Raw genomic sequence first — 24,871 nt, 5'->3', positions numbered from 1 at the left:
GCTGAGCGCTGAGGCGGGGCGCTACGGGCACCGCGTGGTCGCCGAAGTCGCGGATGCCGACGCGCTCGCGCCGCGGATCGCCGCCGCGAAGCCGGAGGTCGTCATCGCCGCTGCGTCCGCGCCGCATCTGAGCGGTCGCCTGGTTACCGCGTGCGACGCCCACGGGGTGCGGTTGGTCGTCGTCGGAGATTCCGCGCGCGAGCGGCGCTTCGCCGCGGGTTTCGGGGTCGTCGACCCGATGCCGGGGCCGCCCGCGTGGACGCTGCTGACGCCCGGCACCGGCATCCCGATCGTTTCGGTGCCCGCGCCGCAGATCACCGCACCGCCGCCGTCGATCGACCATGAAGTGGCCGAGGAGACGACCCTGCGGTCCCCGCGTCGCGCCGTCGAACGGGGCAGCGTGGTGGCCGTCTGGGGCCCTGGCGGGGCGCCAGGTCGCACCAGCCTCGCCATTGCGCTCGCCGGCGAACTCGCGGCGGCCGGTGTCGCGGCCGCGCTCGCCGACGCCGACACGCACGGTGCCGCGGTCGCACCGTCGCTCGGGCTGCTCGACGAAGCTCCCGGCTTCGCGGCCGCCTGTCGGCTGGCGGGCACCGGGTCGCTCACGACGGCCGAACTCGATCGCGTCGCGTCGACCCCTCGCGCGGGGTACCGGGTGCTGACGGGCATCGGGCGACCGGCGCGTTGGCCCGAACTGACCGCCGAGCGGGTCGCGGGAGTTCTGGATGCCGTGCGCGGGTGGGCGGGGGTCACGATCGTCGACGTGGCGGCGAGTCTCGAACAAGACGAAGAGCTGGTGAGCGATGTGGCAGCTCCCCGGCGCAACGCGGCGACGGTCGAAGCCCTGCGCCGCGCGGATCGCGTCATCGCGGTCGGCGCGGCCGACCCGGTCGGGTTGGCCCGCCTCCTGCGCGGTCATGCCGAGTTGCTCGACCACGTCGCCCCGGATCGCGTCACCGTCGTGGTCAACAAGGTGCGCTCCGGTGCGATCGGTCTCGACCCCGCCGGCCAGGTGCGCTCGACCCTCGAACGCTTCGGCGGGGTGGCGCCCGCCTACCTTGTGCCGTGGGACCCTGCCGGGTTCGACGCCGCCCTGCTGAGCGGGCGGAGCCTGTGTGAGGCCGCACCGCGGTCGCCGGCCCGTGCCGTCATCCGCAAGCTCGCGGCCGACCTCGCGCGCCGCTAGCGGGCAGCGCGCGCGGGTAACGTTGACGGGGTGTCGACCCTCTCCGAGCTGATGCTCTCGCAGGATCGCTCGGCGACCGATGTCGAGTGGCTGCATCTGCTCGTCGCCGACGGCCAGCTGCTCGCCGACCTGGCGTTCGCCGACATCGTGCTCTGGGTGCCGAGCGCCGACGGCGGCTTCGTCGCTGTCGCCCACGCGCGGCCGTCATCCGCCGCCACCCTCTTCTACCGCGACTTCGTCGGGCAGCAGATCAAACCCGAGTGGAAACAGCAGGTCACCGAGGCCTTCGAGACCTCGCAGATCGTCGACACCGCAGCCCCCGACTGGTACGAGGAGACGCCGACCCGGGTGCGGGCGGTGCCCGTCGTGCGGCGTCTCGCGCCGAGCGGGCAGGCCGTCACCGAGAAGCCGATCGCGGTGCTCACCCGGCACAGCAATCTGAGCGAGGCCCGCACCCCGAGCCGGCAGGAACTCACCTTCAATCAGTGCGCGAACGACATCTTCGCGATGATCGCGAGCGGCGACTTCCCCGACCTGTCGGCGCCGACGATGCCGCGCCGCGGCGCGCCCCGCGCATCCGACGGCCTCATCCGCCTCGACGTCGACGGCGTCGTCACCTTCGCGAGTCCGAACGGGCTGTCGGCGTTCAACCGCATGGGCTTCCAGGGTGAGCTGGAGGGCGAGTCGCTCGCCGAGGTGACGACCGGACTGCTCGCCAACAAGCAGCACGTCGACGAGTCGCTCCCGCTCGTCGTCTCGGGTCGGGCCCCGTGGCGCACCGACATCGAGGCCCGCGGAGTGACCGTGACGCTGCGCACCATCCCGATCAAGTTCCGCGGGGAGCGGGTCGGGGCGGCGGTGTTCGTGCGCGACGTTACCGAGGTGCGGCACCAGGAGCAGGAGCTCATCACCAAAGACGCGACGATCCGCGAGATCCACCACCGGGTGAAGAACAACCTGCAGACGGTGGCGTCGCTGCTGCGCATCCAGGCCCGCCGCGCCCGCAGCGACGACTCGAAGGATGCCCTCAACCAGGCCATGCGCCGGGTGGCGGCGATCGCCGTGGTGCACGACACGCTGAGCGAAGGACTCGACCAGATCGTCGACTTCGACGAGGTGTTCGACCGCGTGCTGCTGCTCGTCGCGGAGGTGGCGTCCAGTCACAACACCACGGTGCGCCCGATCAAGACGGGCAAGTTCGGCACCCTGCCGAGCGCCTACGCGACGCCGCTCGCGCTCGCGCTCACCGAACTCGTCACGAACGCCGTCGAGCACGGGCTCGCGGGCCGCGCCGACGGTCAGGTGGAGATCTCGGCCAAACGCAGGAACGAGCACCTCAGAATCCGGGTGCGCGACAACGGCGTCGGCCTTCCCGAGGGCAAGGTCGGCTCAGGCCTCGGCACCCAGATCGTGCGCACCCTGATTCAGGGCGAACTCGGCGGCACGATCGACTGGCACACGCTCGAAGGCGAGGGCACCGAGGTCACGATCGACGTGCCTCTGCTCTGGCTGACCAGGGTGTGACCCGTCCCAACCTTCCGCCGTAGAACCCTCTATGACGCTGGAGAACCCCGCGCGCGGGGCTCCCGAGCGGCAGACAGCCCTCTATGAGCCGATCAGGGTGCGGCGATCAGGAAGCGCGGCGGGCGCGGGCGGCGCGGCGCTTCAGAGCCCGACGCTCGTCTTCGCTCAAGCCACCCCAGACGCCGGAGTCCTGGTTGGTCTCGAGGGCGTACTGCAGGCACTGCTCGGTGACGGAGCATCGTGCGCACACCGACTTGGCCTTATCGATCTGGTCGACGGCCGGCCCGGTGTTGCCGACCGGGAAGAAGAGCTCGGGGTCTGCGGTGAGACAGGCGGCTTTGTCACGCCAATCCATGGTGGTGCTCCTTTTGTTGCTGCTGACGCGTGACGCGAATCGGGTTGCTCTGGGAAGCGAATTCGCGCGTGGTCGAAGTGAGAACGGAAAGATTGGGTTTTGCGGCCTTCCGGACTCACCTACGACTCTGTAGGCGTCACATCAACCGGGGTAAGGGTTTCATACTTGATGCATCGAATCAATAGGTGACCCTTCAACTCCCGTTAACCGCCCAGTTACCGTCGCGGCGTTGCTGGTGGTCGTCGCCGCCCAGTTCGTGGGCGTGCTGGCGCTCGGCATCCTGCTGCTCATCGAGGTGGTGACGGCACCCTCGGCGTCGTTCGGCACGGCGGTCGCGCTCATCGTGCTCGCCGGTCTGCTGGTGGTCGCACTCGGCGCCGTGCTACTCGGAATCTGGCGCGGGCGGGCGTGGGTGCGCGCCGCCGGGGTGGTGTTCCAGGTGCTGCTGTTCGCGGTCGGGGTGGGTGCCCTCCAGGGCGCCTTCGCTCAACCCGAATGGGGCTGGCCGCTCATTATTGTCGGCGTGCTGGGCTTCGTGCTCTTCGTCGCGCGATCGACCGCCGAATGGCTCAGCGGTCGAGACGAAGCTTCTTGAGCAGCATCGCGACATGCCCTGTCGCCTTGATGTTGTAGAGGGGCATCTCGATGCGGCCGGCTTCGTCGAGAACGAAGGTCGCGCGGATGACGCCCGTGACCGTCCGGCCGTAGAGCTGCTTCTCGCCGTACGTGCCGTAGAGCGCGTGCGCCTCTCGCGTCGGATCGCTCAGGATGACCTGCGGCAACCCCTCATCGCGGGCGAAGCCGGCGTTGACGTCGGGCGCATCGCGCGAGATGCCGACCACCCGATAGCCGGCGCGTTCGAACACCGCCATGTTGTCGCGGAAGTCGCACGCCTGACTCGTGCAGGCCGGCGTTCCGGCCTCGCCGTAGAAGTACACGATCGTCTTCGACCCGCGCGTGCTGGAGAGGGTGAATGGATGCCCGAACTGGTCGGGCAGCGTGAAGTCGGGGGCGAGCGAACCCGCTTCGAGGCGGACGAGATCACTCACGGCCGTCATGCTATCGTTGTCCCTCGGTCCGCTTGCGGGCTACGCACCTCTAGCTCAATTGGCAGAGCAACTGACTCTTAATCAGTGGGTTCCGGGTTCAAGTCCCGGGGGGTGTACGGATTCGGCTTCGACCTCTCTCGCCAGAGGACGGAGCCGTTTCTGCGTTCCCCGTCGAGGGGAGGGGCGGCCGTCAACCGAGGGCGTGGTCGAGGTCGGCGATCAGGTCGTCCACGTGCTCGATGCCGACGGAGAGCCTCAGCAGGTCGGGCGGCGCCGGAGTGCCGGCGCCCTCCACCGAGGCGCGGTGCTCGATGAGACTCTCCACCCCACCCAGTGACGTGGCGCGCTTCCACAGCCTCGTTGTCGCGGCGACAGCGATCGCGGCTTCCTCACCGCCCGCGACGCGGATCGACAGCATCCCGCCGAATCCGCCGGTCATCTGGCGTTTCGCGATCTCGTGACCTTGGCTGCTCGAGAGGCCGGGATACAGCACCTCGGCGACGCGATCGTCACCGTCGAAGTGTTCCGCGATCTGGAGTGCCGATGCGCTTGCGGTTCGCACCCTGAGAAAGAGGGTCCGCATCCCGCGCAGCAGCAGCCACGACTCCATCGACCCCAGGGTGCCGCCGATCTGGGCGCGCACCGATCGAAGCCGCTGCCAGTGCTCGTTGTCGCCGCGGGTGGTGACCGAGCCCGCGGTGAGGTCGGTGTGTCCGTTGAGGTACTTCGTCGCTGAGTGCATCACCAGATCGGCGCCGAGGTCGAGCGGCTGGGACAGCACAGGCGTGGCCGAGGTCGAGTCGACGGCGAGCAGGGCACCGGTGCGATGCACGATCTCGGCGGTGGCAGCGATGTCGGTGACGGTCCAGAGCGGGTTCGCCGGAGATTCCACCCACACCAACTTCGTCGAGCCGGGGCGCATCGCGGCCTGCACTGCCGCTGGATCCGTCATGTCGATCAGCTCGACGTCGAGCCCCCACGATGTCGCGAATCCGAGCAGCCAGTTGCGCAGACTCCAGTACATGACCCGGGGCGCGAGCACGTGGTCGCCGGGGTGAAGCGCCTGGAAGACAGCGGTCGCGGCAGCCATCCCGGTGGCGAACAGCATGGTCTGGTGGCCGTGTTCCAGCTCGGTGATCAGGGCCTCGGCCTGGTCGAAGGCCGGGTTCTGGTCGCGCATGTAGACCCGGCCCGAGCTGTAGCCGTTGTCGGCGTCGCGCAGGTAAGTACTCGAGAAGTGGATGGGTGGGCTGATCGCGCGGGTGGCCTCGTCGACCCACCCCAGTCCCTGCGCGGTCAGGCTCTCAGGATGAATGTCGTCGGTGGCCATGGGTCAGAGCACCGTCGGGGGCTGCTCGGCGGTGCGCTTCTCGCCTGTCGCCGGGTCGTGGCTGTTCGCCATCAGCGCGAGGTCCTCGGCGTCCACGAAGATCTGCAGCCGCTTCCTGCGCGCCCGCTGAACCAGCGCACCGCCGACGATGAGCGACAGGATGCCGACGATGCCGACGGCGATGCCGCCGAGGTCAGCCCACTCGCCCATCACGTACCAGAAGCCTTCGGTCGTCCAACTGAACCAGGGGAGCATGAAGTACCAGAACGCGCCGGCCAGCGTCAGCACGATGCCGATCAGCACCAACAGGATGCCGCCCACCGTGCGTCCGACCGCGACGACCGCCGGTACTTCTTCTTCGACCGGGCCCGAGCCCGGCCCCGCAGAGGTCGTCACAGTCCCAACCGCCTTTCGAGGTCATCCATCTGGTCTTTCGACTCGGCGAGCCCCTGCCCGGTGAGTTCGCGCCACAGTTTGATCGCCGTGATCTTCTGACCAGCACGCAGCGCATCCACAATCTCGGCGGGCGGGGTGTCGAGCGAGGTGCCGCCCCTCGGCATCGCCGTGCCCGAGCGGTAGTACAGCTGCTCCACGAGCTCGGTCAGGTGCGCGACCTGTGCCTTCAGCTCGGCGATCTCTTCGTGCTCACTCGCCACAACGGCCTCCCACCGCCAACGTAGCGGGGGAGGCCGTCGCGATGAAGCGCGTGCTACTACTTCTTGCCGGTCCCGGGCACTTCACCTTCCATGGCGTCGTAGCCCTCCTTCTGCGGGTCGCCGTGCATGCCGCCGGAGAGCGCGTACTCCTCTTCGGGCGAGAGCACGAGCCGCTTGCGGCCGTACAGCGCGAACCCGAGGAAGATCACGACGTAGACGATGACGATCGCGATGATCGCCGGCGTGAATGCCGGGTTGATCAGCACGCCGATGAACACGATCGCCGCGATGATCGCCGCCGCCCAAGCGCCGGGGAGGCCCCACGGCGAGCGGTACGGCCGCGAGACGTTCGGGAACTTCCGGCGCAGGATGATGAACGACACCATCTGCAGGAAGTACGCCAACACGGCGCCCCACACGGCGATGTTCAGGATGATCGCGCCGGCGACGGCGCCCGCGCCCTCGGGGCTGACGCGGCTCAGCAGGTCGAGCAGGATGAGCGCGACGAAGCCGAGCACGGCACCCACGACGAGGGCGACCCACGGCGTCTGGCGCTTACCGGTCAGCGAGAGGAACTTCGGGTAGTAGCCGGCCCGCGAGAGGGAATACATGTTGCGCCCATAGGCGAACATGATGCCCATCAGCGACGCGAACAGCCCAACGAGAGCGACCAGCGCGAGTACCGCCGCGGCCTGATCGCCGACGATCGCCCGGAAGCCGTCGAGCAGTGGTTCGCCCGACACGCCCGTCGCTTCGGCACCGATCACGCCCGTGTTGAGGAACAGCACGATGAGACCGGTGACGATGAGCGTGCCACGGGCCCAGACCCCGGCGCGCGGGATGTCGCGTGACGGGTCGTGCGACTCCTCGGCCGCGAGAGGCAGCTCCTCGATGCCGAGGAAGAACCACATCGCGAACGGCAGCGCGAACAGGATCGGGAAGACACCTTCGGGCAGGAAGGTCGATGCCCCGGCCACGTCGGCGTTGGGGGCCATGTCCCACAGCAGGTCCCACTTGAAGGCACCTGAGACGAGGGCCATCACCCCGAAGACGACGAGGATGCCGATCGAGATGATCGACACGATGATCGCGAAGCGGAACGAGATCGCGGCACCGGCCGCGTTCAGCCCGATGAAGATCAGGTAGAGCACGACCCACCAGATCCACATGTTGGCGGAGAGGTCGAACCCGAGCAGTTCCGTCGTGATGCCGTTGGCGTAGAGGGCCGAGAAGAAGACGATCACCGCCGTGGTCGCGACGTACTCGATGGTCTCGGCGAGTCCGGTCGCGAGACCGCCCCACGGGCCCATGGCCGAACGTGAGAACGAGTACGCGCCGCCGGTGTGCGGCATCGCGGCCGCCATCTCACCGATCGAGAAGGTGAGCCCGTAATACATGATCACGAGCACGACGAAGGCAATGAGCATTCCGCCGAAGCCGGCGAAGTCGATGCCGAAGTTCCAGCCCGAGAAGTCGCCCGAGATGACGGCGGCGACCGCGAGGCCCCACAGTCCCCAGACCCCGGCGCTGCGCTTGAGTCGGCGCTTCTCGAAGTACTCCTTGCCGGCGCTGGTGTATTTCACGCCGGACACGCTTGTGGTCTCAGCCATCACGTTCCTTCCGATTTCTGCGGTGGGGTACGTGGACGACCGGGAACGCCAGCGTCCACGCTTGCCGACGACTATGGCCCTCATTGGTACTTGGTGTCTACCTTTGGGTGTTAACGACTCGTTACAACTGTTGAGTGCCGCTCGCGCCGCCTAGTGTGTAATGGTCGAATCCGAGACCGCGAGGAAGGCACGTCGATGACCAGCACGCCCACCGGCTCCGGAAACCTGACGCTCGAAGAGCTCAACCGCCTCATCGACAAACGCGACATCGACACGGTGATCGTCGCCTTCGCCGACATGCAGGGGCGGCTGGTTGGCAAGCGGGTCGCGGCCCGGCTGTTCCGTGAGGATGTCGCCGCCCACGGCGCCGAGGCGTGCAACTACCTGCTGGCGGTCGACGTCGAGAACAACACGGTCGGCGGCTACGACATTTCGTCGTGGGAGACCGGGTACGGCGACATGGTGCTCGTGCCCGACTTCGACACCCTGCGGCTCATCCCGTGGCTTCCGGGCAGCGCGCTCGTCATGGCCGACCTGCGTACGCCCGACGCGGAGCCCGTCATCGTGTCTCCGCGAGAGATTCTGAAGGCCCAGATCGCCCGGCTCGCCGAGAAGGGGCTCGTGCCGTTCGTCGGCACCGAGCTCGAGTTCATCGTCTTCGACGACTCCTTCCGCGCCGCGTGGGCCAAGGGCTATCGCGACCTGATGCCGGCATCCGACTACAACATCGACTACGCCCTGCTCGCCTCGACGCGCATGGAGCCGCTGCTGCGCGACATCCGCCTCGGCATGGAGGGCGCGGGCATGTACTGCGAGGGCGTCAAGGGCGAGTGCAACCTCGGCCAGCAGGAGATCGCGTTCCGCTACGCCGAAGCCCTCGCCACGTGCGACAACCACACGATCTACAAGAACGGCGCGAAAGAGATCGCCGACCAGTACGGCAAGTCGCTCACCTTCATGGCGAAGTACAACGAGCGCGAAGGCAACTCGTGCCACATCCACCTCTCGGTGCGCGGCACCGACGGGTCGCCGGTCATGGCCGACGGCAAGGGGATGTCGAAGCTCATGGAGCACTGGATCGCCGGCCTGCTGCACACGATGCGCGAGATGACGCTGTTCTTCGCCCCCAACATCAACTCGTACAAGCGCTACGTTCCGGGGTCGTTCGCGCCGACGGCCGTCGCGTGGGGCATGGACAACCGCACCTGCGCGCTGCGGGTCGTCGGGCACGGCCACGGCCTGCGCGTCGAGAACCGCGTGCCGGGCGGCGACGTCAACCCGTACCTCGCCGTCGCTGCGATCATCGCGGGCGGGCTGTACGGCATCGAGAACGAACTCGAACTCGAGCCGATGCTGGTCGGCAACGGCTACACGAGCGACAAGCCGCGGGTGCCGGCGACGCTGCGAGATGCCGCCGACCTGTTCGCGGCATCCTCGATTGCGAAGGAGGCGTTCGGCGCCGACGTCGTCGCGCACTACCTCAACAACGCCCGCATCGAGCAGAGCGCCTACGACGCGGCGATCACCGACTGGGAGCGCGTGCGGGGGTTCGAGAGGCTGTGAGTTCGACAAGCACTGTGAAGCCGGTCATCGGGCTCACGACCTACAAGCAGCGCGCGCAGACCGGCGTGTGGGACGTCACCGCGGCGTTCCTCCCCGCCGTCTATTTCGAAGCCGTGCAGCGGGCCGGCGGCATCCCGGTGTTGCTCCCGCCGCAGCCGGCGGATGCCGACGCCGTCAGCCGGGTGCTCGACGGGGTCGACGGCCTCATCGTGACCGGGGGAGCGGATGTCGACCCCGCCCGCTACGGGCAGGCCGCCGGTGAGCACACCGACACGCCACACCTCGAGCGCGACGCCTGGGAAGACGCACTGCTCACCGCCGCGATCGAGCGCGAACTGCCGTTCCTCGGCATCTGTCGCGGCATGCAGGTGCTCAACATCAACCGCGGCGGGTCGCTGCATCAGCACCTCCCGACGATCGTCGGCGACGACCGCTACCGCATCGGCAAGGGCGAGTTCGCGACGAACGTCGTGACGACCGAGCCGGGCAGCGAGGTCGACGCCCTCGTCGGCGCGAAGCTGCCGGTGAAGAGCTACCACCACCAGGCCCTGGATGCCGTCGGCGAGGGGCTGCGCGTCACCGCCCGCACCGACGACGGCATCGTGCAGGCCGTCGAGCTGGAGGGCGTGCCGTTCGGCGTCGCCGTGCAGTGGCATCCCGAAGAGGATGCCGCCGAAGACGTGCGGCTGTTCGCGGGACTCGTGGATGCCGCCCGTACGTACGCGGGGGCGTCGCGATGAGCTCCACCACGGTCATCAATCCGACCGACGAGTCGGTCATCGCCGAGGTTCCGCACACCCCGCTCGAAGCGGTGGATGAAGCGGTCGCCCGGGCGGTGCTCGCGCAGCGCTCGTGGGCCGCTCTCGCTCCCGCCGACCGCGCTCGCGCGCTGCGCAGGTTCGCGGATGCCGTCGACGGCGCCGTCGAAGAGCTCGCCCTGCTCGAGGTGCGCAACTCCGGGCATCCGATCGGGTCGGCACGCTGGGAGGCGGGCCACGTGCGCGACGTGCTCACCTACGCGTCGGGGATGCCGGAGCGGCTCATCGGCGCGCAGATCCCGGTCGCGGGCGGCATCGATGTGACCTTCCACGAGCCGCTCGGCGTCGTCGGCGTGATCGTGCCGTGGAACTTTCCGATGACGATCGCGTCGTGGGGGTTCGCCCCGGCGCTCGCCGCGGGCAACGCCGTGCTGCTGAAGCCCGCCGACTGGACCCCGCTCACCGCGATCCGGCTCGGCGAACTGGCGCTCGAGTCGGGGTTGCCCGAGCACCTCTTCCAGGTGTTGCCGGGCCGCGGCTCGGTCGTTGGCGAGCGGTTCGTCACGCATCCGCAAGTTGGCAAGATCGTGTTCACCGGGTCGACCGAGGTGGGCAAGCGGGTCGCCGCGGGGTGCGCCGAGCAGGTCAAGCCCGTCACCCTCGAGCTGGGCGGCAAGAGCGCCAACATCGTCTTCGCCGACGCCGACCTCGAGAAGGCCGCGGCGACCGCGCCCGGGTCGGTGTTCGACAACGCGGGTCAGGACTGCTGTGCCCGCTCCCGGCTGCTGGTCGAACGGTCGGTGCTCGAGAAGTTCCTCGAGCTGCTCGAACCGGCCGTTCAGGCGTGGAAGGTCGGCGACCCCGCCGACGAGGCGACCGAGATGGGGCCGCTCGTGTCCTCCGCGCACCGCGACTCGGTGCAGGGCTTTCTCGACGATGCCCCGGTCGCGTTCCGAGGTACGGCGCCCGCCGGGAAGGGCTTCTGGATGGCACCGACCGTGCTGCTGCCCTCCCGCGAAGATCGGGTCGCGACCGAGGAGATCTTCGGCCCCGTGGTCTCTGTGTTGCCGTTCGACGACGAAGCCGACGCGATCGCGCTGGCGAATTCATCCATCTATGGCCTCTCGGGCTCGATCTGGACCCGCGATCTCGGCCGCGGCATCCGCGTCGCCCGCGGAGTCGAGAGCGGCAACCTCTCGGTGAACTCGCACTCGTCGGTGCGTTACACGACCCCGTTCGGCGGCATGAAACAGTCGGGCCTCGGCCGCGAGCTCGGCCCCGACGCCGCCCTGCCGTTCACCGAAACCAAGAACGTCTTCTTCAGTCAGGAGTAGCCCATGGACCTCACCCAACGTCTCGCCGGCAAGGTCGCCGTGATCACCGGCGGCGCGAGCGGCATCGGCCTCGCCACCGCGCGCCGCTTCGCCGCCGAGGGAGCGCGCGTCGTGATCGGCGACCTCGACCCGGCATCGGGTGAGCCGGCCGCAGCCGAGCTCGACGGCCTCTTCGTGAAGGCCAACGTCGCCGACAAGGCCGAGGTGGATGCCCTCTTCGACGCCGCCGCGGAGAAGTACGGGTCAGTCGACATCGCCTTCAACAACGCCGGCATCTCGCCGCCCGACGACGACTCGATCGAGACCACCGAGCTGGATGCCTGGGACCGGGTGCAACTCGTCAACCTCACGAGCGTGTACCTCTGCTCGCGGGCGGCGCTGCGCCACATGGTGCCGCAGGGGCGCGGCTCGATCATCAACACGGCATCCTTCGTTGCGGTTCTGGGCTCTGCCACGTCGCAGATCAGCTACACCGCCTCGAAGGGTGGAGTGCTGGCGATGACCCGCGAACTCGGCGTGCAGTTCGCGCGGCAGGGCATCCGGGTCAACGCCCTCTGCCCCGGCCCGGTCAACACGCCGCTGCTGAAGGAGCTGTTCGCGAAAGACCCCGAGCGCGCGGCGCGTCGCCTCGTGCACGTGCCCGTCGGACGGTTCGCCGAACCCGAAGAGCTCGCCGCCGCCGTCGCGTTCCTCGCCAGCGACGACGCCTCCTTCATCACCGCCTCGACCTTCCTCGTCGATGGCGGCATCAGCGCCGCCTACGTGACGCCACTGTGATGGCCGACGAGCCGGTGTCGCTCGTCGACGAGGCGGTGTTCCGTCCCGTCCGCAGCGGCAACTCGCTCGAAGACACCGTCGCCCGGCTCATGCAGACCATCCGGCTCGGGGTCGTGCCGCCGGGCTCCGCACTGCCGAGCGAACGCGACCTCGCCGCGCGGTTCTCGGTGTCTCGCGACACCGTGCGGGAGGCGATCCGCGAGCTGTCGGAAGCCGGGTACCTGACCTCGAAACGCGGGCGTTACGGCGGCACGTTCGTCACCGACCCGCTGCCGCCCCCTTCGGTCGTGCCCGCGGTCGCGCCCACGGCATCCGAAATCGAGGATGTCGTCGGCCTCCGCGAGATCCTCGAAGTCGGATCGGTGCGTGCCGCGGCCACCCGCAGCCTCGGCGCCGAGGAACGCGCGCTGCTGTGGACCCGCCTCGGCGAGGTGCAGGCCGCGGCGCCCGACGACTACCGGCGCCTCGACTCGCGGTTGCACCTCGCGTTCGCCGAGATCGTCGGCGTGCCCTCGCTCGTCACCCTGCTCGCCGACAACCGGTCACGGGTCAACGAGCTGCTCGATACCTTCCCGCTGCTCGCTCGCACGATCGAGCACTCCAACCGGCAGCACGAGGCGATCGTGTTCGCGATCCTCGCCGGCAACGAGCAGGGTGCGGCCGAAGCGATGCGCGAGCACCTCGAAGCCTCCGCCGTGCTGCTGCGCGGCTTCCTCGCCTGAAGCCCGTCAGACGGCGGGCGGCGGGGTTTTCGGAGTGCGCGCGGGCTTCGTCGCGGTAGGTGTCGTTGCCGTCGACGTTGCCGCTGGCGGTGCAGCCGGCCGAACGGTGTCGTGCGAGTCCAGGTAGAACTGCGCTGCCCGGGTCGCGACGATGAGGTACCGCACGAGAAGCACCGCCACGACGACGACCGCCGCGACGAGGATCAACCCCCCGATGAACGATCCGAGGTGCCAGAACCACCCGAATCCGAATCCGAAACGATCGTCGAACATCACCACTCCTCTAGTTCACGGTCTTTCGCCTGTTCGGCAACCGTGCCGACGGCGATCGCCACGTTGATGCCCCAGGCCACCCAGAGCAGGATGAGGCGCCAGTCGCGCGGCCCCTGCGTCGTGGACTTCACGAGCCCCACCGCGCCGAACAGCGCGCTCAGCACACTGAAGTTGAGAATGAACTTGCGCACGCAGCCTCCCAGGTAGAGCTCCACGCTACCCCGCGCGCCGCCTCGAGACGGCGGGGGTTGACACGGCCGACCACCCGGGCACTCGCCCGGTCAGCACCACTTCTGTGAATGGTCGGCGTGTCACGTGGTCGCAACCGCGTGTCGTCGAGAAGCGGTGCTGAGCGGTCGCGGCGATGACTAGCGGGATGCCGCCTTGCGGGCCCGGCGCACGCTGCGGCCGTTGATGCGGGCGGCCCCGGCGGCGAGCGGCTCGCGGGTCGCGTGCTCCTGCCCGACGTATTGCCGCGCGAAGGCAGCCGTCTCGATCAGCATGTCGAGCCGCACCTGCGGGTTGCGGATCTTGTGCAGCCCGATCTCGGCGACGACGTGTCCGGTGAAGCCGTTCTCGACGAGGTAGGTGAGCGTCTCGGCCACCGGCTGCGTGCCGCGCCCGGGCACGAGGTGCTCGTCGTGCATGTTGCCGTCGTCGACGCTGCGGCGGCCGTCGCAGAGGTGGATGTGGCGCAGCTTGTCGCCCATCGCCATCGCGTACTCGAGCGAGTCGCGGCCGCTCAGCGACGCATGCGAGAAGTCGAGGGTCATCGCGTCGACGTCGAGGTCGAGCGGGTCGGGGCTCGGCGCGTAGGCCTTGAGGTTCTTGTGAGCAACCTTCCACGGGAACATGTTCTCAACGCAGATCTCGATGCCGGTGTTCTGAGCCGTCTGCCGCACGATGCGTTCGAAGTTCTTCGCGTAGCCCGCCTCCCAGCGGAACGGCGGATGCACGACCACACTCGAGGCGCCGACCTCGGCTGCCAGCTCCGCCGACTTCTCCAGCTTCACCTGCGCGTCGCGCCCGCCGATGAGCTGCATCCAGAACAACGACGGGGCGTGGACGGAGAGGATCGGCAGCGAGTACCGCTCCATCAGCTGCCGCAGTGCAGCGGCATCCCGCGACACCGGATCGGTGGTCACCATGATCTCGAGACCGTCGTATCCGGCGATGCGTGCGAGTCGGAAGGACTGCTCCACCCCCAAGAGGATGTTGCAGGACGTACTCATGCCGATCTGGATCATCGCGCTTTAACCTAACGCGACTCGTGTGTCCAGCGTGTGACGGATTCGGGAAGTGCCCCCAGCTGTGGCTGATACCGTCGGTGAATGGCCGACGAGCGTTACGCCTTCGTCGTCGTCTCCAACCGCCTGCCGGTCGACCGCGTCGTCGCTGATGACGGCTCCGCATCGTGGACGCAGTCGCCGGGCGGTCTGGTCACGGCGCTGGAGCCCGTCATGCGCCAGATCGAGGGCGCGTGGGTCGGCTGGATCGGGCAGCCCGGCGACGACCTCAAGCCGTTCACCCACAACGGTCTGCGAATCGTGCCGGTGGCTCTCTCCGAAGGCGAGATCGAGAGCTACTACGAGGGTTTCAGCAACGACACGATCTGGCCGCTGTACCACGACGTCATCGTGCCCGCGACGTACCACCGGGACTGGTGGGACGCCTACGTCGAGGTCAATCAGCGTTTCGCCGACAACGCGGCGTCGGTCGCCGACACCGGGGCCACCGTGTGGGTGCAGGACTATCAGCTACAGCTCGTGCCACGGATGCTGCGCCTCGCCCGACCCGACCTGGTCATCGGATTCTTCAACCACATCCCGTTCCCCGCTTACGGGCTGTACTCGCAGCTTCCGTGGCGCACCCAGATCATCGAGGGACTGCTCGGCGCCGACGTCCTCGGCTTCCAACGGGTGTCGGATGCCGGCAACTTCTCCCGCGCCGCGCGCCGACTGCTCGGCTACACGACCCGCAGCCCGTACGTCGATGTGCCCGCCACCGAGGGTCTGCCCGCGCGTCGCGTGGTCGCCCGGGCGTTCCCGATCTCGATCGACGTGACCGCGTTCGAGGAGCTGGCGCACAGCCCTGCGGTGCAGGCTCGGGCGAAGGAGATCCGCGAAGAGCTCGGCAACCCGAAAACCGTGATGCTCGGCGTCGACCGGCTCGACTACACCAAGGGCATCGGGCACCGGCTCAAGGCGTTCTCGGAACTGCTCGCCGAGGGGCGGCTGAACGTCGTCGACGTCACCCTGGTGCAAGTCGCGAGCCCCAGCCGCGAGCGGGTCGAGACCTACAAGCACCTGCGCGACGAGATCGAGCTGACCGTCGGGCGCATCAACGGCGACTTCGGCACCATCGGGCATCAGGCGGTCAACTATCTGCACCACGGATTCCCGCGCGAAGAGATGGCGGCGCTGTATCTGGCATCCGACGTCATGCTGGTGACCGCGTTGCGTGACGGCATGAACCTCGTCGCCAAGGAGTACGTCGCTGCGCGCCACGATGAAGACGGCGTGCTGGTGTTGAGCGAGTTCGCCGGCGCGGCGGATGAACTGAAGACGTCACTGCGCATCAACCCGCACGACATCGACGGGTTGAAGGATGCCATCATGCAAGCCGTCGACATGCAGCGTGCCGAGCGGCGTAAGCGGATGCGGTCGCTGCGGAAGCGGGTGCGGGAGAACGACGTCGGCCACTGGTCGCGCAGCTTCTTGCGCGCGCTGAGCGATGCCAACGGCGGCATCGACCGGTATGGATTCGACCCCGACCCGCTCGGCGACCTGGAGTGGACCGTCGAGCGTCCCCCGTCAACCTCACCGTGAGCGAGCCTCGTCACCGCGCCGCTGCGGCACCGCTTCCGTCGCCTCTCGTCGGGGCGCTTCGCGAACTGGCCCGCACGCGACGTCTGCTGGTGGCGCTCGACTTCGACGGCACCCTGGCGCCCGAAGTCGATTCGCCCGAGAAGGCACGGGCCATCCCCGAGGCGCGGGAAGCGGTGCTCGCGCTGCTGAAGCTGCCGAACACCCGGGTCGCGCTGGTGTCGGGTCGCGCGTTGCGCAGCCTCATCGAGGTTTCCGACCTGCCCGACAACGTGCTGCTCGTCGGATCGCACGGCATAGAGCTGCGGCTCGACGACCCCGACGACCGGGTGAGCCTCGACACCGCCGAGATCGAACAGGTGGAGGTGCTGCAGGAGGTGCTCGGCGAGGTCGCCGACTCGATCGACCAGGTGTGGCTCGAATCCAAGCCGGCGGGGTTCGCGCTGCACACGAGGCTCGCGACCGACGACAACTCGCGTCTCGCCCACCTCGTCGCGCTCTCCGAAGCGCAGGCCGAGATCGAGAACCTCACGGTGCGGCACGGCAAGAACGTGCTGGAGTTCGCGGTGCGCTCGACGACGAAAGGCGAGGCAGTCGAGCACCTGCGCCGCTACACCGCCGCCGACGCGGTCTTCTATGCGGGTGATGACGTGACCGATGAGGATGCCTTCGCGGCGCTGCTCTCACACGACGTCGGGGTGAAGAGCGGGCCGGGCGCGACCGAGGCCGCTTTCCGGGTCGCCGGACCCGACGAGGTCGCGCTCGTGTTGAAGACCCTCGCGACGTTCCGTTCGGGCGACGTTCATGAACAGTAGGCAGGATGGGGGGATGAGCATCCCCGCGATTACTCTCAACACCGGCGCCACGATCCCGCAGGTCGGGCTGGGCACCTGGCCGCTCGACGACGCCCAAGCGGCGGATGCCGTGGCCGCCGGTATCGAGGTCGGCTACCGACACATCGACACAGCGACCAAGTACGGCAACGAGTCCGGCGTGGGGGAGGGCATCCGCCGCTCCGGCATCGCGCGCGAGGAGCTGTTCGTGACGACGAAGCTCGACGGGCAGTTCCAAGGTGAGGACCGGGCCATCGAGGGGATGCGGGCCGCGCTCGAAAGGCTCGGCACGTCGTACGTGGATCTGCTGCTCATCCACTGGCCGTTGCCGCAGCGCGACGAGTACGTCTCCACGTGGCGCACCTTCGAGAAGCTGCACACCGACGGGCTCGCCCGCGCGATCGGCGTGTCGAACTTCAAGTCGGCGCACCTGACACGGCTTCTTGCCGAGACCGACGTCGTGCCGGCGGTCAACCAGATCCAGATCGACCCAGCGATCACTCGGCTCGAGCAGCGCGCCTACGACGACGCTCACGGCATCGTCACCCAGTCGTGGAGTCCGCTCGGCGGGGGGAGCGGCGTGCGATCGCTGCTCGGGTCGCCCGTGATCGTGGAGGTCGCCGAGCGCCTCGGCCGCACCCCGGCGCAGATCGTGCTGCGCTGGCACGTACAGCAGGGGCTCGTCGTCATCCCGAAGAGCAGCGACCCGGCGCGGCTGGCGCAGAACCTCGACCTCTTCTCGTTCGAGCTCTCGCCCGACGACATGGCGTCGATCGCGACCCTCGACGAGGGCCCCGACGCCGGAGTCGACTCCGACAGCACCGGTCACTGACAATGGCCGGCGCCGTGCTCCTCGACCTTGACGACACCCTCATCGACGGTGCGGGGCTGGCGGCGGGCACCCTCGCGGCGTGCAGAACACTCGCGGCCGAGCTGGGCACCGAGCCCACCGATCTCGCGGCTGACGTCAGTGCTGTGTTCGCCCGCCTCTGGGCGGTGCACGAACAGGACTGGATTCTCGGCCGCATCGACGATCTCGAACTGACCTCCGCGGTCTGGGCAGAACTCCTGGCGACGCGCGACCGGCCCGCCGCCGACGCGACTCGTCTGGCAGGAGTGCATCTCGCCGCGCTTCACTCCTCCTATTCGGCGTTCTCCGACGTCGCCTCGTTCCTCGACGCTGCCCAGGATGCCGGGCTCGCGCTCGCGGTCGTTACGAACGGGTCGACGATCGCGCAACGCGCGAAGATCGATCTGATCGGCCGCGAGAGGTTCGCCTCGATCGTCGTGTCCGCGGAGCACGGGATAGCGAAGCCCGACGCAGCGCTGTTCCGCATCGCGCTCGACGAACTCGGAGTCGCTTCGGCTGCGGCGATTCACATCGGCGACCATCCCGTGAACGACGTGGAGGGAGCGCAGCGAGCAGGCATCCGGGCTCTTCTTCTCGATCGTGCCGGTGCCACTCCGCTCGGGCCGGTCGTCGCCCACGATCTCGGCGGTGTGCGGGCGCTGCTCGGGATCTGACCTCAACGATTCGTGCCGTTTGGCGTGATCTGCGCTGGATCGGCGCCAAACGGCACGAATCGACGGGGTGTCGGGGGAGAGGCCCCCGACAGCGACCCCTTCGGGCGGGCGGTACCCTCGTCACATGCCGGAAACACCGCCTCGCACGGGCGCGCCCGCCATCGACCACAAGCCGCGCTCCCGCACCGTCACCGACGGGATCGAAGCCACCACGAGCCGCGGGATGCTGCGGGCCGTCGGCATGGGCGACGCCGACTGGGACAAGGCCCAGATCGGCATCGCGTCCTCGTGGAACGAGATCACGCCGTGCAACCTGAGCCTCGACCGCCTCGCCCGCGCGGCGAAGGAGGGCGTGCACGCCGGCGGCGGGTATCCACTGCAGTTCGGCACCGTGAGCGTCAGCGACGGCATCTCGATGGGCCACGAGGGGATGCACTTCTCGCTTGTGTCGCGTGAGGTCATCGCCGACTCTGTCGAGGTCGTGATGCAGGCCGAGCGACTCGACGGTTCGGTGCTGCTCGCCGGCTGCGACAAGTCGATCCCCGGCATGCTGATGGCGGCGGCGCGACTCGACCTGGCATCCGTCTTCCTCTACGCCGGGTCGATCGCCCCCGGCTGGGTGCGCCTCAGCGACGGCACCGAGAAAGACATCACGATCATCGACTCCTTCGAGGCGGTCGGCGGCGTGCTGGCCGGCACGATGAGTGCTGAGGATGCCCACCGCATCGAGTGCGCGTTCGCCCCGGGCATGGGGGCGTGCGGCGGCATGTACACCGCCAACACGATGGCTTCCGTTGCCGAGGCGCTCGGGCTGTCGCTTCCCGGCAGCGCGTCCCCGGCAGCCTCCGACGGTCGCCGCGACATGTACGCGCACCGCTCGGGCGAGGCCGTCGTCAACCTGCTCAACAAGGGCATCACGGCTCGCCAGATCCTCACCAAGGAGGCGTTCGAGAACGCCATCGCGGTGGGCATGGCGCTCGGCGGGTCGACCAACATCGTGTTGCATCTGCTCGCGATCGCGCACGAGGCCGAGGTCGAGTTGACCCTCGACGACTTCAACCGGGTCGGCGCGAAGGTTCCGCACATCGGTGACCTCAAGCCGTTCGGCAAGTACGTCATGAACGACGTCGACCGCCGCGGCGGCGTGCCGGTGCTCATGAAGGCGCTGCTGGATGCCGGCCTGCTGCACGGCGACGTGATGACGGTGACCGGCAAGACCATGCGCGAGAACCTCGAGGCACTGAACCCGCCCCCGCTCGACGGCGAGGTGCTGAAGCCGCTCGACCAGCCGATCCACGCCACCGGCGGACTCACGATCCTCAAGGGTTCGATGGCGCCCGAGGGTGCCGTGGTGAAGACGGCAGGCTTCGACGCGGCCGTCTTCGAAGGTCCGGCGCGCGTGTTCGAGCGCGAGCGCGGCGCGATGGATGCCCTCGCCGCCGGCGAGATCCAGCACGGCGACGTCGTCGTCATCCGCTACGAGGGCCCGAAGGGCGGGCCGGGGATGCGCGAGATGCTCGCGATCACCGCCGCCATCAAGGGCGCGGGCCTCGGAAAAGATGTCCTACTATTGACCGACGGCAGATTCTCAGGCGGCACAACCGGCCTGTGCATCGGCCACATCGCTCCGGAGGCAGTGGACGCTGGTCCCATCGCCTTCGTGCGTGATGGTGATCTGATACGGGTCGATATCGCAGCCCGGTCGATCGACCTAGAAGTCGATGCGGCCGAGTTGGAGAGCCGCCGTTCCGGCTGGGCTCCCTTGCCTCCGCGCTATACCCGTGGCGTTCTCGCGAAGTACTCCAAGCTCGTGCACTCGGCCGCCGAGGGCGCGGTCACCGGGTAGCTTCGACGCTTCCAGACATCCATCACAAGGACCCCTCATGACTGCAGACGCAGCCCCCTCAGCACCACCGCGCGACCCGAACCGGATGACCGGATCGGGCGCCATCCTCGCCTCGCTCGAGAAGCTCGGCGTCACCGACGTCTTCGGCCTTCCCGGCGGCGCGATCATGCCGTTCTACGACGAGCTGATGGCATCCACCACCATCCGCCACATCCTGGTGCGCCACGAGCAGGGCGCCGGCCACGCGGCCGAAGGCTACGCGGCGGCATCCGGCAAAGTCGGCGTCGCGATCGCCACCTCCGGCCCCGGCGCGACGAACCTGGTCACCGCGATCGCCGACGCGTACATGGACTCGGTGCCGCTACTGGCGATCACCGGCCAGGTGTTCTCGACCTCGATGGGCACGGATGCCTTCCAGGAGGTCGACATCGTCGGCATCACGATGCCGATCACCAAGCACTCGATCCTCGTGAAGCGCGCCGAAGACGTGCCGGCGGCGCTGGCGTCGGCGTACCACATCGCCTCCACCGGCCGCCCCGGCCCCGTGCTCGTCGACATCACCAAGGACGCCCAGCAGGGTCCGATGACGTTCTCGTGGCCGCCGAAGCTCGACCTGCCCGGCTACCGCCCGGTGATCAAGGCGCACGGCAAGCAGATCACCGCCGCCGCGGAGCTGATGTTCGAGTCGCAGCGGCCGGTGCTCTACGTCGGGGGCGGCGTCATCCGCGCCGGTGCCAACAAAGAGCTGCTGAAGCTCGCCGACCGCACCGGTCTCCCCGTCGTCACGACGCTGATGGCCCGCGGTGCTTTCCCCGACTCGCACCCGCACCACCTCGGCATGCCGGGCATGCACGGCACGGTGCCCGCGGTGCTCGCCCTGCAGGAGAGCGACCTCATCGTCGCCCTCGGCGCGCGCTTCGACGACCGGGTCACCGGCAAGGTCGCCGAGTTCGCGCCCGACGCCAAGGTCGTGCACGTCGACATCGACCCGGCCGAGATCGGCAAGATCAAGCACGCCGACGTACCGATCGTGGGCGACCTGAAAGATGTGCTGCCCGAGCTGCTCGAGGCGTATGAGTCGGTCGCCAAGAAGGCGAAGCCCGACACTGTCGAATGGTGGACGCGGCTCGAGCAGCTCAAGGCGAACTACCCGCTCGGCTACACCGACGATCCCGACGACGGTCTGCTCGCGCCGCAGACGGTGATCGAACGCATCGGGCAGCTCTCCGGCCCCGAGGCGATCTACGCCGCCGGCGTCGGCCAGCACCAGATGTGGGCCGCGCAGTTCATCAAGTACGAGCGCCCGAACGCCTGGCTCAACTCGGGTGGCGCCGGCACGATGGGCTACTCGGTGCCCGCCGCCATGGGCGCCAAGGTCGCGCAGCCCGATCGCCTGGTCTGGGCGATCGACGGCGACGGCTGCTTCCAGATGACCAACCAGGAACTGGCGACCTGCACGATCAACGACATCCCGATCAAGGTCGCGGTGATCAACAACTCCTCGCTCGGCATGGTGCGCCAATGGCAGTCGCTGTTCTACGACGGTCGCCACTCGTTCACCGACCTCGACACCGGGCACACCGGCGTGGGGGAGCAGACCCGCATGATCCCCGACTTCGTGAAGCTCGCCGAGGCGTACGGCGCCCTGGGCATTCGGGTGACGAAGCCCGAGGAGATCGACCCCGCGATCAAGTTGGCGATCGAGACCAACGACCGACCCGTCGTCATCGACTTCATCGTCAGCCGCGACGCGATGGTGTGGCCGATGGTGCCGCAGGGCGTCGGCAACTCGCAAGTGCAGTACGCCCGCGATCTGGCCCCGACCTGGGAAGAGGAGTAAGCCATGTCCACTCACGTGCTCTCGCTCCTCGTCGAGGACAAGCCCGGCCTGCTCACGCGCGTCGCGGGGTTGTTCGCCCGCCGCGGCTTCAACATCGAATCGCTCGCCGTGGGTCACAGCGAGATCGAGGGGCTGTCACGCATCACCGTGGTGGTGGATGTCGACGAGCTGCCGCTCGAGCAGGTCACCAAGCAGCTCAACAAACTGGTCAACGTCATCAAGATCGTCGAGCTCGACCCCGACGCCTCGGTGCAGCGGCAGCATCTGCTCATCAAGGTCAAGGTCGACGGCTCGAGCCGCTCGCAGATCCTCGAGGCGGTGACGCTGTTCCGCGCGCGCGTCGTCGACGTCGCCCCCGACTCCCTCGTGGTCGAGGTGACGGGTGACAGCGGCAAGGTGAACGCCCTGCTACGCATGCTGGAGCCCTACGGCATCAAGGAGATCGCGCAGAGCGGGCTCCTCGCGATCGGCCGCGGCAGCAAGAGCATCACCGAACGCGTGTTTAAGAACTGACCCATCGCGCGGGCGTGGTTTCGACACGCCGCTGCGCGGCTACTCAACCACCGAGATAGGAACGAAAGAAACCAATGGCTGAGATCTTCTACGACAAGGACGCCGACCTCTCCCTGATCCAGGGCAAGAAGGTCGCGATCGTCGGCTACGGCTCGCAGGGCCACGCTCATGCGCAGAACCTGCGCGACTCGGGCGTCGAGGTGATCATCGCCCTCAAGGACGGCTCGAAGTCGACCGCGAAGGCGACCGAAGACGGCTTCGAGGTGAAGAACGTCGCCGACGCGACGCAGTGGGCCGACCTGATCATGATCCTCGCGCCCGACCAGCACCAGCGCGGCATCTGGAATGACAGCATCAAGGACAACCTGGCGCAGGGCAAGACGCTCGCCTTCGCGCACGGCTTCAACATCCGCTTCGGCTACATCGACGCCCCCGAGGGGGTCGACGTCATCCTGGTCGCCCCGAAGGCCCCCGGCCACACCGTGCGCCGCGAGTTCGTCGCCGGCCGCGGCATCCCCGACATCATCGCCGTCGAGCGCGACGCCTCGGGCCAGGCCTGGGACGTCGCCCTGTCGTACGCGAAGGCGATCGGCGGCACCCGCGCCGGCGTCATCAAGACGACGTTCACCGAAGAGACCGAGACCGACCTGTTCGGCGAGCAGTCGGTGCTCTGCGGCGGCACCTCGCAGCTCGTCATGTACGGCTTCGAGACCCTCGTCGAGGCGGGCTACCAGCCCGAGATCGCCTACTTCGAGGTGCTGCACGAGCTGAAGCTCATCGTCGACCTGATGTGGGAGGGCGGCATCGCCAAGCAGCGCTGGTCGGTCTCCGACACGGCCGAGTACGGCGACTACGTCTCGGGCCCGCGCGTGCTGCCCCCTTCGGTCAAGGAGAACATGCAGGCGGTGCTCGCCGACATCCAGTCGGGTGCGTTCGCGAAGCGCTTCATCGCCGACCAGGATGCCGGCGCTCCCGAGTTCCTCGAACTGCGCGCCAAGGGTGCCGCGCACCCCATCGAGACGACGGGCCGCGAACTGCGCGCCCTCTTCGCCTGGAAGCAGCAGGACGCCGACTACACGGAAGGCTCAGCGGCACGCTGACTCCCACCCTTTCGCCATAGAGGGTTCTATGACGTGACGGACCCCTGCGTGCGGGGGTCCGTCACGTCGTTAAGGGTTCCGCGGCGGTGGCGGGGCGTCAGTCGACGGGGATGCTGTAGCCGCGCTTGATGACCGTCGCGATGAGGTCGGGCACCGGCAGCGCGCGACGCAGGCGACTGATCGCCATGTCGACGGCGTGATCGTCGGGGTCGTCGGGGAGCGCGGTCGCGAGTTCGGTGCGCGAGACGACGCGTCCCGGTTCGGCCAGGAGCAGGCGGAACAGCGCGAGGCTGGTCGGGGAGAGGGATGCGCCCCGCCCGTCGACGACCGCGAGCCGCCCGCGCAGCTCGATGGCACCGCGCGGGGTAACCACCCGCCGGATCGCCCGGGTTTCGAGGTGTTCACAGACGAGGCGGATGAGCGCCCCCATCCGGAAGCGTTCCGGCACGATCGGCCGCACCCCCACCGCTTCGAGCGGTGCCGCGGTCACCGGTCCGACGGCGGCGGCGACCACGTCGGTGCTCAGCGCGTCGAGCACGTCGTTCAACCGGCCGGCGTCATCGGCGGTGGCGAGCAGCGCGTCGACCGCGGGCGCGCTGGTGAAGGTGACGGCATCCACTGACCCGGTGCAGATCGCATCCACGAGCCGCAGCACGCGCGTCGAATCCTCAGGCAGACTCCAGCGGTACGGGGCCGCGGTCAGCACCTGTGCCCCGGCCGCCGTCAGCCGGTCGATCTGACCCTGGTCGGGGAAGCCGTGCAGTTGCACGGCGATCGTGAGGCCCTCGACGCCGTCGCGCAGTACCTGGTCGACGAGCGACGCCGTCGTCTCGTCGACGCTCATGCCGGAGTCTTCGAGGCCGGCGGCCCGCACCGCTCCCCGTGCCTTGGGGCCGCGCACGAGGATCCGCGCCCGCTCGAGTACACCCGTCAGTTCGGCCCCGAGCCCGGCGGCGTCGGCGACCTCGAGCCAGCGGCGCATTCCGTAGGACGTCGTGGCGAGCAGCAGGTCGGGTCGGGCCGCGATGATCGCCGCGGTGTCGCGGGTCAACTCGGCGTCGTCGTCGACCGCGGCGATGCGGATCGCCGGGGCGTGCAGCACCTCGGCGCCTCGGCGCTCGAACGCCGCGATGAGGTCTTCGCTACGGCGATCCGAGGTCACGCCGATGCGGAAACCCTCGAGCTGGCCGGGGTGGAAGCCCGCAGCGAGACCCGCATCCGTCTCGGTATCGGCCACGATCACTCCGTTCATC

The 24,871-nt window shown here is 68.6% G+C and carries 26 protein-coding genes and 1 tRNA gene; 17 read left to right on the top strand and 10 right to left on the bottom strand.

The annotated features are described in order from the left end of the window. A partial coding sequence (locus WBL06_RS11675) for a MinD/ParA family ATP-binding protein (protein ID WP_424456258.1) occupies positions 1-1,186 on the top strand: 1,186 nt, incomplete at its 5' end. Positions 1,187-1,216: 30 nt separating this feature from the next. Then, complete coding sequence (locus WBL06_RS11670; RefSeq protein WP_424456256.1) at positions 1,217-2,710, top strand: sensor histidine kinase; 1,494 nt, start codon at positions 1,217-1,219, stop codon at positions 2,708-2,710. 106 nt (positions 2,711-2,816) lie between these two features. Here the strand turns inward: WBL06_RS11670 and WBL06_RS11665 are convergent, their stop codons facing one another. Continuing rightward, on the bottom strand, positions 2,817-3,065 hold the full coding sequence (locus tag WBL06_RS11665) for a WhiB family transcriptional regulator (RefSeq protein ID WP_424456254.1): 249 nt from the start codon (positions 3,063-3,065) through the stop codon (positions 2,817-2,819). 229 nt (positions 3,066-3,294) lie between these two features. Here WBL06_RS11665 and WBL06_RS11660 point away from each other — a divergent pair, with 229 nt between their 5' ends. Continuing rightward, positions 3,295-3,660 carry a hypothetical protein gene (locus WBL06_RS11660; protein WP_424456252.1) on the top strand — a complete coding sequence of 122 codons (366 nt, stop codon included), beginning with the start codon at positions 3,295-3,297 and terminating at the stop codon, positions 3,658-3,660. On the opposite strand, the gene WBL06_RS11655 is transcribed toward WBL06_RS11660, so the two are convergent. After that, entirely contained in the window at positions 3,635-4,114 is a 480-nt protein-coding gene (locus tag WBL06_RS11655; protein WP_424456250.1) for a peroxiredoxin, read from the bottom strand. The genes WBL06_RS11660 and WBL06_RS11655 overlap by 26 nt on opposite strands. A 43-nt stretch (positions 4,115-4,157) precedes the next feature. Between WBL06_RS11655 and WBL06_RS11650 the strand changes: the two genes are divergently transcribed. Then, positions 4,158-4,230: transfer RNA gene (locus WBL06_RS11650), tRNA-Lys, on the top strand. Positions 4,231-4,304: 74 nt separating this feature from the next. Here the strand turns inward: WBL06_RS11650 and WBL06_RS11645 are convergent. The 4 genes from WBL06_RS11645 to WBL06_RS11630 are packed head-to-tail and all read right to left on the bottom strand — an operon-like array spanning position 4,305 to position 7,710. Then, positions 4,305-5,444 carry a trans-sulfuration enzyme family protein gene (locus tag WBL06_RS11645; RefSeq protein ID WP_424456249.1) on the bottom strand — a complete coding sequence of 380 codons (1,140 nt, stop codon included), beginning with the start codon at positions 5,442-5,444 and terminating at the stop codon, positions 4,305-4,307. A 3-nt stretch (positions 5,445-5,447) separates the two neighbouring features. After that, positions 5,448-5,840 carry a hypothetical protein gene (locus WBL06_RS11640; protein ID WP_424456247.1) on the bottom strand — a complete coding sequence of 131 codons (393 nt, stop codon included), beginning with the start codon at positions 5,838-5,840 and terminating at the stop codon, positions 5,448-5,450. Next, on the bottom strand, positions 5,837-6,100 hold the full coding sequence (locus tag WBL06_RS11635; protein WP_424456246.1) for a hypothetical protein: 264 nt from the start codon (positions 6,098-6,100) through the stop codon (positions 5,837-5,839). The genes WBL06_RS11640 and WBL06_RS11635 overlap by 4 nt, the downstream gene beginning before the upstream one ends. 56 nt (positions 6,101-6,156) lie before the next feature. Continuing rightward, positions 6,157-7,710 carry an amino acid permease gene (locus WBL06_RS11630; protein WP_424456244.1) on the bottom strand — a complete coding sequence of 518 codons (1,554 nt, stop codon included), beginning with the start codon at positions 7,708-7,710 and terminating at the stop codon, positions 6,157-6,159. Positions 7,711-7,905: 195 nt separating this feature from the next. On the opposite strand from WBL06_RS11630, the gene WBL06_RS11625 reads away from it, so the two are divergent. Genes WBL06_RS11625 through WBL06_RS11605 form a run of 5 tightly spaced genes read left to right on the top strand, consistent with a single transcriptional unit; the run spans position 7,906 to position 12,864 of the window. Then, the gene (locus tag WBL06_RS11625) at positions 7,906-9,273 is read left to right on the top strand and encodes a glutamine synthetase family protein (protein ID WP_424456243.1); all 1,368 of its coding nucleotides are present in this window, start codon (positions 7,906-7,908) and stop codon (positions 9,271-9,273) included. 14 nt (positions 9,274-9,287) lie between these two features. After that, positions 9,288-10,013 carry a gamma-glutamyl-gamma-aminobutyrate hydrolase family protein gene (locus tag WBL06_RS11620; protein ID WP_424456241.1) on the top strand — a complete coding sequence of 242 codons (726 nt, stop codon included), beginning with the start codon at positions 9,288-9,290 and terminating at the stop codon, positions 10,011-10,013. Beyond that, the gene (locus tag WBL06_RS11615) at positions 10,010-11,365 is read left to right on the top strand and encodes an aldehyde dehydrogenase family protein (RefSeq protein ID WP_424456240.1); all 1,356 of its coding nucleotides are present in this window, start codon (positions 10,010-10,012) and stop codon (positions 11,363-11,365) included. The genes WBL06_RS11620 and WBL06_RS11615 overlap by 4 nt, the downstream gene beginning before the upstream one ends. A 3-nt stretch (positions 11,366-11,368) precedes the next feature. Continuing rightward, the gene (locus WBL06_RS11610; protein ID WP_424456238.1) at positions 11,369-12,142 is read left to right on the top strand and encodes a 3-oxoacyl-ACP reductase; all 774 of its coding nucleotides are present in this window, start codon (positions 11,369-11,371) and stop codon (positions 12,140-12,142) included. Continuing rightward, positions 12,142-12,864, top strand: coding sequence for a FadR/GntR family transcriptional regulator (locus tag WBL06_RS11605; protein WP_424456236.1), 723 nt, complete (start codon positions 12,142-12,144; stop codon positions 12,862-12,864). The genes WBL06_RS11610 and WBL06_RS11605 overlap by 1 nt, the downstream gene beginning before the upstream one ends. A gap of 6 nt (positions 12,865-12,870) precedes the next feature. Here the strand turns inward: WBL06_RS11605 and WBL06_RS11600 are convergent, their stop codons facing one another. The 3 genes from WBL06_RS11600 to WBL06_RS11590 all read right to left on the bottom strand — a co-directional run bounded on the left by WBL06_RS11600 (position 12,871) and on the right by WBL06_RS11590 (position 14,384). Next, positions 12,871-13,137: a hypothetical protein gene (locus WBL06_RS11600; protein WP_424456234.1), complete on the bottom strand. Its 267-nt coding sequence runs from the start codon at positions 13,135-13,137 to the stop codon at positions 12,871-12,873. Next, positions 13,137-13,328: a hypothetical protein gene (locus WBL06_RS11595; protein WP_424456232.1), complete on the bottom strand. Its 192-nt coding sequence runs from the start codon at positions 13,326-13,328 to the stop codon at positions 13,137-13,139. The genes WBL06_RS11600 and WBL06_RS11595 overlap by 1 nt, the downstream gene beginning before the upstream one ends. Before the next feature lie 177 nt (positions 13,329-13,505). Next, positions 13,506-14,384: a sugar phosphate isomerase/epimerase family protein gene (locus WBL06_RS11590; RefSeq protein WP_424456230.1), complete on the bottom strand. Its 879-nt coding sequence runs from the start codon at positions 14,382-14,384 to the stop codon at positions 13,506-13,508. Positions 14,385-14,468: 84 nt separating this feature from the next. Between WBL06_RS11590 and WBL06_RS11585 the strand changes: the two genes are divergently transcribed. From WBL06_RS11585 to ilvC, 8 genes are all read left to right on the top strand, one after another. Further along, positions 14,469-15,965, top strand: a complete 1,497-nt coding sequence (locus tag WBL06_RS11585; protein WP_424456228.1) for an alpha,alpha-trehalose-phosphate synthase (UDP-forming) — start codon at positions 14,469-14,471, stop codon at positions 15,963-15,965. After that, a complete protein-coding gene (gene otsB / locus WBL06_RS11580) occupies positions 15,962-16,777 on the top strand; it encodes a trehalose-phosphatase (RefSeq protein ID WP_424456226.1) in 816 nt (271 codons plus the stop codon). The genes WBL06_RS11585 and otsB overlap by 4 nt, the downstream gene beginning before the upstream one ends. Before the next feature lie 13 nt (positions 16,778-16,790). After that, the gene (locus WBL06_RS11575; RefSeq protein WP_424456225.1) at positions 16,791-17,627 is read left to right on the top strand and encodes an aldo/keto reductase; all 837 of its coding nucleotides are present in this window, start codon (positions 16,791-16,793) and stop codon (positions 17,625-17,627) included. Positions 17,628-17,641: 14 nt separating this feature from the next. Next, complete coding sequence (locus tag WBL06_RS11570; RefSeq protein ID WP_424456223.1) at positions 17,642-18,319, top strand: HAD family hydrolase; 678 nt, start codon at positions 17,642-17,644, stop codon at positions 18,317-18,319. Positions 18,320-18,443: 124 nt separating this feature from the next. Next, positions 18,444-20,165: a dihydroxy-acid dehydratase gene (gene ilvD / locus WBL06_RS11565; protein ID WP_424456221.1), complete on the top strand. Its 1,722-nt coding sequence runs from the start codon at positions 18,444-18,446 to the stop codon at positions 20,163-20,165. A 37-nt stretch (positions 20,166-20,202) separates the two neighbouring features. Next, a complete protein-coding gene (locus WBL06_RS11560; RefSeq protein ID WP_424456219.1) occupies positions 20,203-22,005 on the top strand; it encodes an acetolactate synthase large subunit in 1,803 nt (600 codons plus the stop codon). A 3-nt stretch (positions 22,006-22,008) separates the two neighbouring features. After that, positions 22,009-22,518 (top strand): acetolactate synthase small subunit, encoded by a 510-nt coding sequence (gene ilvN / locus WBL06_RS11555; RefSeq protein WP_424456217.1) that lies wholly within the window; start codon positions 22,009-22,011, stop codon positions 22,516-22,518. Positions 22,519-22,592: 74 nt separating this feature from the next. Next, positions 22,593-23,618: a ketol-acid reductoisomerase gene (gene ilvC / locus WBL06_RS11550; protein WP_424456215.1), complete on the top strand. Its 1,026-nt coding sequence runs from the start codon at positions 22,593-22,595 to the stop codon at positions 23,616-23,618. 97 nt (positions 23,619-23,715) lie between these two features. Here ilvC and WBL06_RS11545 read toward each other — a convergent pair whose 3' ends face one another. Next, positions 23,716-24,870, bottom strand: a complete 1,155-nt coding sequence (locus tag WBL06_RS11545) for a uroporphyrinogen-III synthase (protein WP_424456214.1) — start codon at positions 24,868-24,870, stop codon at positions 23,716-23,718. Position 24,871 lies beyond the last annotated feature (1 nt).

Origin of the sequence: Pseudolysinimonas sp. (assembly GCF_049651805.1) — a bacterium.
Classification (GTDB): Bacteria; Actinomycetota; Actinomycetes; order Actinomycetales; family Microbacteriaceae; genus Pseudolysinimonas_A.
This window is presented reverse-complemented; position numbering and strand designations above follow the sequence as displayed.

Excerpts from the sequence above, each read along its gene's own strand:
- WBL06_RS11625 (WP_424456243.1), top strand. The coding sequence starts at position 7,906 with ATGACCAGCACGCCCACCGGCTCCGGAAACCTGACGCTCGAAGAGCTC.
- WBL06_RS11545 (WP_424456214.1), bottom strand. The coding sequence starts at position 24,870 with ATGAACGGAGTGATCGTGGCCGATACCGAGACGGATGCGGGTCTCGCT.
- WBL06_RS11615 (WP_424456240.1), top strand. The coding sequence starts at position 10,010 with ATGAGCTCCACCACGGTCATCAATCCGACCGACGAGTCGGTCATCGCC.
- WBL06_RS11645 (WP_424456249.1), bottom strand. The coding sequence starts at position 5,444 with ATGGCCACCGACGACATTCATCCTGAGAGCCTGACCGCGCAGGGACTG.
- WBL06_RS11605 (WP_424456236.1), top strand. The coding sequence starts at position 12,142 with ATGGCCGACGAGCCGGTGTCGCTCGTCGACGAGGCGGTGTTCCGTCCC.
- ilvD (WP_424456221.1), top strand. The coding sequence starts at position 18,444 with ATGCCGGAAACACCGCCTCGCACGGGCGCGCCCGCCATCGACCACAAG.
- ilvN (WP_424456217.1), top strand. The coding sequence starts at position 22,009 with ATGTCCACTCACGTGCTCTCGCTCCTCGTCGAGGACAAGCCCGGCCTG.
- WBL06_RS11630 (WP_424456244.1), bottom strand. The coding sequence starts at position 7,710 with ATGGCTGAGACCACAAGCGTGTCCGGCGTGAAATACACCAGCGCCGGC.
- WBL06_RS11575 (WP_424456225.1), top strand. The coding sequence starts at position 16,791 with ATGAGCATCCCCGCGATTACTCTCAACACCGGCGCCACGATCCCGCAG.
- WBL06_RS11610 (WP_424456238.1), top strand. The coding sequence starts at position 11,369 with ATGGACCTCACCCAACGTCTCGCCGGCAAGGTCGCCGTGATCACCGGC.
- WBL06_RS11560 (WP_424456219.1), top strand. The coding sequence starts at position 20,203 with ATGACTGCAGACGCAGCCCCCTCAGCACCACCGCGCGACCCGAACCGG.
- WBL06_RS11600 (WP_424456234.1), bottom strand. The coding sequence starts at position 13,137 with ATGTTCGACGATCGTTTCGGATTCGGATTCGGGTGGTTCTGGCACCTC.
- ilvC (WP_424456215.1), top strand. The coding sequence starts at position 22,593 with ATGGCTGAGATCTTCTACGACAAGGACGCCGACCTCTCCCTGATCCAG.
- WBL06_RS11590 (WP_424456230.1), bottom strand. The coding sequence starts at position 14,384 with ATGATCCAGATCGGCATGAGTACGTCCTGCAACATCCTCTTGGGGGTG.
- WBL06_RS11665 (WP_424456254.1), bottom strand. The coding sequence starts at position 3,065 with ATGGATTGGCGTGACAAAGCCGCCTGTCTCACCGCAGACCCCGAGCTC.
- WBL06_RS11585 (WP_424456228.1), top strand. The coding sequence starts at position 14,469 with ATGGCCGACGAGCGTTACGCCTTCGTCGTCGTCTCCAACCGCCTGCCG.